This window comes from Cellulomonas sp. GbtcB1 (assembly GCF_019091725.1).
In the GTDB taxonomy this organism is placed as follows: domain Bacteria; phylum Actinomycetota; class Actinomycetes; order Actinomycetales; family Cellulomonadaceae; genus Cellulomonas.
Map to the genome: position 1 here is coordinate 1 of NZ_JAGXJG010000193.1, position 296 is coordinate 296.

1 pseudogene is annotated in these 296 nt (G+C 75.0%); it reads left to right on the plus strand.

What is annotated here, in order from left to right:
• Positions 1 to 18: 18 nt before the first annotated feature.
• Positions 19 to 296 (plus strand): annotated as a pseudogene (locus tag KVT14_RS20250) (hypothetical protein); the annotation flags it as partial.

Below are 296 nucleotides of genomic sequence, written 5' to 3' on the forward strand. Positions count from 1 at the left end.
TGGGACGCTACGGCCCCGGTGCCCGGCATGTCGCTGGGCGTGCTGGCCGACGCCGTCGGGGCGTCGTCGATCTACTCGGCCCGGGCCGTCTACCCGGTGCCGAAGCCCGGCGACAACCCGTTCTCGACGCCGCAGGGCCCCTCGCTGGCGGTCATGCTCACCCAGTCGCTGGGGATGCTGCTGCTGCTCGCCGTGTGCCTGCCGACCGACGGGCTCGGCATCGCCGCGGTCGTCACGGGCCACGCGCTGCTCCAGGTGCTGACCCTGGACGTCGGCCACGGCTCGGACGGGGCGGC